The sequence below is a fragment of the Desulfobacteraceae bacterium genome, assembly GCA_022340425.1.
Lineage (GTDB): Bacteria > Desulfobacterota > Desulfobacteria > Desulfobacterales > JAABRJ01 > JAABRJ01.
The window spans coordinates 1-4,846 of record JAJDNY010000025.1; the positions used below are offsets into that span (position 1 = coordinate 1).

Genomic DNA, 4,846 nt, shown 5'->3' on the forward strand with positions numbered 1-4,846 from the left:
GGGAACCGGGCTACTGGAGCATGGTGCCCAACAGCCGGTGCTTCAAGTGCAAAAATGTCGAAAACCACCTGCAGATCGACCAAACCCGGATTCACCGCAAACTGATCAAAGGGATTGCCCAGCAGCCCTGCAAGGATTGCCACAGCCACGAAATGCGCAACGGGCAGAAATTCTACGAAAAGGTAACCGAAACCGAGACGGCTTCGGAGGTGCCGGTAAAGGGCTGACCACAACCGGCGGAGCGGCGCGATGGAGCTGGCGGTTCACGTGCGAAACCTCGATGGGCTGGCGCGGGCCGGCGACCTCCCCCACGGGTGGGTAACCGGCGAGGGGGGGCTTGGGGGTGTCAGCCGGGTCTATGTCGGAGACGAGTTCTGTTTTCACCGCCTGCCGGACCTCGCTGCCTTCAAAGCCTTGCTGCGGGCGGCCGATGCCCACGGCTACGGGCTGACGCTGCTGACCCCGGTCCTGACCGACCCGCAGATGGCGCGGGCTGCCCCGCTTTTTGCCCATCTCGGCGCCCGCCGGCCCGACACCGAGATCGTATTCAACGACTGGGGCGTGATGACGTTGCTGCGGGAGGAGTTTGGGCTCAAGAACCTGTCGGCGGGCCGTGTGCTCAACAAGGGCTTCAAGGACCCGCGGCTGGGGGATGCCGCGTCCATCGCCGCCATATCCCCCGAGGCCCGGGAACTGCTGAACTCAGGCACCTTTCACGATGCCGGGTTTCAGCGCAGGATGCAAGCGCTGCAGGTTCGGCGCCTGGAGTACGACCTGCCGCCTTACGCGGACGATTCCGGCATCGCCTGCGGCGCCCTGCCAACGGCCGTTTATTTCCCCTTCGGATGCGTCACCAGCGGCCGGGTGTGCTGGATGGCCGGCTTCGGCCGCCCGCTGCGAGAAAAGTTCGTCCCCGCCAAGGTCTGCGCGCGGCCCTGCAGCACGGTCGTACTGAAATTAACAAGCCCCGGGTTTGAACTTCCGGTTTTTCAAAACGGCAATACGGTTTTTTACCGATACGACAACACCAGGCTCTCCCGGCTGTTCGCCCAAGCCCGCTCGCAAGGCCTGCGGCTGGTCTACCAGGGGGAGGCCATGGGGATCCCATGAAGATCAATGCGCCGGTCAGCTCCCTTGGCGAGGTTGAAATGCTGCTGCATTTCGGGGCCGATGAGCTGTACTGCGGGGTCACGCCTCCCGAGTGGGAAATGCGCTACGGGGACCAGTGGTGGGTCAACCGCCGCAGCCCCGCGCAGGCCAACCTGACGGCATGGGAGGATCTGCTGCAGATCGTGGAGGCGGCCCACCGCGCCGGGGTGAAAGTCAGCACCACCCTCAACGCTGCCTTCTATCCCCGTGCCGGTCTGCCATTTCTGATGGAGCTGGCCCAAAAACTGGTCTCCGAGGCCCATGTCGACGCCCTGATCGTCAGCGATTTCAACCTGCTGCAAAAGCTCGGTCGCAGCCAGCTGCCGGTGAAGCTCCATCTGAGCAGCCTGGGAAGCTGCTTCAATTCCCGCACCGCCGAGTTTTACCGCGCCATGGGGGTCGACCGGATCATCCTGCCGCGCCAGCTCACCCTTTCCGAAATTCAGCGCCTGGTATCCGGGACGGCTGGGTCCATGGAATTCGAGGTCTTCGCCGTCAACGACGGCTGCTACTTCGAGGAGGGCTTCTGCCAGACTTCCCATGCGCTGGGGCCTTTCTGCCACAGCTCGTGGACGCCGGAGTTCTACGGTCCACCGGCCGGCGGCGGGGCCGGCGGCACGGACCTGGCCGGGGAAATGATGGCCCTGCGGCGCTACCTGTGGTTCCAGAACAACTGCGGCTGTTCCTGGCAGGAGGACGGGCTGCCCAACGGCCCATGCAGCCTCTGCTGGTTCGGTCATTTCCGGGACTGGGGGATCGAGGCGGTTAAAATCGTCGGCCGCGAGGCCTCGTTCGTGCGCAAGATGCGGAGCCTGCAGCTGGTCAAGGCCATCTTGGACGAGGTCGAGAGCGGGGCGGAACCGGAGGCGGTTGCGGCGCTGGCACGCGCCCTGCGAAAGACCCCCGAGCTCTGCGACAGCGGATACATGTGCTATTTCCGGGAAGATTGACGGTCTGGCCTGCCCCAAGACCTTCCAGCAACAAACCCGAATCCGGTTCAGGGCGGCGCATCCAAATGGACATCCCCATCACCCGTCACCTCAGCTACCTGGGAGGTTACCTCCGGCCGTTCAAGCGGATTCTGGTCTTTTCCTTCTGCCTGAGCATCCTCAGCACATTGCTGGGCATGATCCAACCCTTTTTCGCCAAACTATTGATCGACCGCATCCTGGTGGGCGGCAACGCGGGCCTGCTGGCGCCGCTGCTGATTTGTCTGGTGGGCCTGCTGATGGTGGGGTTTGCCGTCCGGGTGGGCAACAACTACATCTACACCCGTTATTCCGCCCGCCTGCTGTTCCGGATGCGCGAAGACCTCTTCGCCCATCTGCACCGGGTGCCGCTGCAGTTTTTCAGCCGCTCGCGGATCGGCGACATCTATTCGCGCATCGCCCAGGACATGGCCGAGGTCCAGGGGCTGGTGACCGACACCGTGCCCAATTACCTCTTCAACTTCCTCACCTGCCTGATCACCGCCGCGGTCCTGCTGTGGCTCAACTGGAAAATGGCGCTGATGAGCTTCGCCTGCCTGCCGCTTTCCCTCTTTATCATTCAGCGTCTGCGGCCCCGACTGGTGGCCCTGACCCGGGAAGTGACCGAGAGCAATGCCGACATTTCCCATTTTCTGCTGGAGTCTCTCGGTAGCCAGGGCCTGGTGCGGGCCTTTGGCGCGGAAGACCACGAGATCGGCAAGCTCGAGCGCAAGCAATCGCGTGTTCTCGCCCTGCTGCTGAAATATCAGGTCATCGGCGCGATCTCAGGCTCCCTGCACACCCTTTTCACCATCATCAACACCCTGGTGGTGTTCGGCTACGGCGGCCGCCTGGTGCTCTCCGGCTCACTGACCATCGGCAGCCTGGTGGCCTTCTCCATTTACCAGGGACGGGTTTTCGGCCCGCTTCAGGGGCTGCTGGACGGTTTTTTGGCCATGCAGAAATCCAAGGTCGCCCTGGCGCGGGTGCGCGAGATTCTCGACATTGAAACCGGCCCCAGGCAAAGCGGCGGGCGGGTCATCGACCCGGCCGACTTCAAGGGTGAAATCGCCTTCGAAAACGTGTCCTTCGCCTACGAGGCCGATGAGCCGGTGCTGCGGAACGTCTCGTTTCGGATTCCGGCCGGGCGCGTCACTGCCCTGATCGGGCCCAGCGGGGCGGGCAAAACCACCCTCTGCCATCTGATCCTGGGGCTTTTCAGCCCTACTTCGGGGCGTATTACGCTGGAGGGCATCGACCTGCGGGAGTTGGACGGCCGTTGGCTCAAGCGCCAGATCGCCCTGGTGTCCCAGGACACGTTTCTCTTTCACACCACGATCATGGAGAATATCCGCTACGCCCGGCCATCGGCCTCCGATGCCGAGGTCATTGCGGCGGCCCGCGCTGCCTGCATCCATGAATTTGTCGAGGGACTGCCGGAAGGCTACGCCACCCCGGTCGGTGATCGCGGCGTGCGGCTTTCGGGCGGGCAGAAACAGCGCATCAGCATCGCACGTTCCCTTTTGCTGGCGCCGCGGATTCTGATCCTGGACGAGGCGACGGCCTTTCTGGATGCCTCGGTGGAAAGCCGGTTGAAGGACACCCTCAATGCCCTGATGGCGGGAAAAACCATTCTGGTGATCAGCCACCGCATGTCCACCCTGCGGGGGGCCCACAAGGTGGTGATCCTGGACGCGGCCGGCCGGGTGGTCGCGGACGGGGCGCCGGAGGCTGCGACCCGACCGGGCCCGGGTGCTGCTGCCGCCAAGCCGGAGCCGGAACGCCGGAACTCCGGCCCTCTGGCCGGGATTTTCCCCGAAACCGTCGCCGGCAGCCGATAGAGACCTCGCCATGACGGTTGAAATCGCCCTCATCGACAGTGGCGTCAACCCGCAGCACCCCCACGTCAACGAGGTAGCCGGGGGCATTGCCTTCTTCCCGGCCGCCGACGGCGGCGTCGCGACCACCCCTGGTTTTCACGACACCATCGGCCACGGGACGGCGGTTGCCGGGATCATTCGCGAGCGGCTGCCCGCCGCCAGACTCTTTGCCCTCAAAATTTTTGGCGACACGCTGCGCGCCCCGGCAAAGCTGCTGGGCGCTGCGCTGGCCTGGGCCGTGGACCACCGGATCAAGGTGATTCACTTGAGCCTTGGGACCGCAAACCCCACCCACCGGTTGGCGCTGGAACGCGTCTGCCGGCAGGCCCACGATCGGCAACTGGTCGTGGTGGCCGCAGGCCGGGGTCCGGATGACGTCATCTGGCCTTCCACGCTGAAAACCGTTGTCGGCGTTTTCTGGGACTCGGCCTGCGCCCCTGGTCGCATCTCGTATCATCCCGGACGGCCGATCGCCTTCGGCGCCCACGGGTGGCCGCGGGCCCTGCCGGGGCTGCCCCAGGAACGCAACTTCCGGGGCCACAGCTTCGCCGCCGCCCGCGTGACTGCCGAGGTGGCGCGGCTGCTGGCGGACAACCCCGGCGGCGGCCCGGATTGGGTGCGCCTGCAGTTGATCCGGGCGGCCGGTGGTTAGAGGCCGCGTCAAGAGCACCCAATTCTGCCTATCCGTAAGGGGAATTTAAGAATTTAAGGGACATTCTATATTCCCCCTGTCAACAAAAAATGTAACTTTGAATAATCAGTAGGTTACAATTCTACGCGTAGACAGCAAACACTTCTCCTGTCGGATTTAGGGAGTCGGCGAGTCACTCTCCGGTCGGCGAACTCATA

General features: G+C 64.0%; 5 protein-coding genes. All 5 read left to right on the forward strand.

From position 1 onward, the window contains the following. On the forward strand, nucleotides 1-227 hold a 227-nt coding region (locus tag LJE63_02555), incomplete at its 5' end, for a hypothetical protein (protein ID MCG6905480.1). Nucleotides 228-249: 22 nt separating this feature from the next. Further along, the gene (locus LJE63_02560; GenBank protein ID MCG6905481.1) at nucleotides 250-1,110 is read left to right on the forward strand and encodes a hypothetical protein; all 861 of its coding nucleotides are present in this window, start codon (nucleotides 250-252) and stop codon (nucleotides 1,108-1,110) included. Then, complete coding sequence (locus tag LJE63_02565; GenBank protein ID MCG6905482.1) at nucleotides 1,107-2,099, forward strand: U32 family peptidase; 993 nt, start codon at nucleotides 1,107-1,109, stop codon at nucleotides 2,097-2,099. The genes LJE63_02560 and LJE63_02565 overlap by 4 nt, the downstream gene beginning before the upstream one ends. A 65-nt stretch (nucleotides 2,100-2,164) precedes the next feature. Further along, a complete protein-coding gene (locus LJE63_02570; GenBank protein ID MCG6905483.1) occupies nucleotides 2,165-3,958 on the forward strand; it encodes an ABC transporter ATP-binding protein/permease in 1,794 nt (597 codons plus the stop codon). A gap of 10 nt (nucleotides 3,959-3,968) precedes the next feature. Next, the gene (locus tag LJE63_02575; GenBank protein MCG6905484.1) at nucleotides 3,969-4,649 is read left to right on the forward strand and encodes a S8 family serine peptidase; all 681 of its coding nucleotides are present in this window, start codon (nucleotides 3,969-3,971) and stop codon (nucleotides 4,647-4,649) included. Nucleotides 4,650-4,846 lie beyond the last annotated feature (197 nt).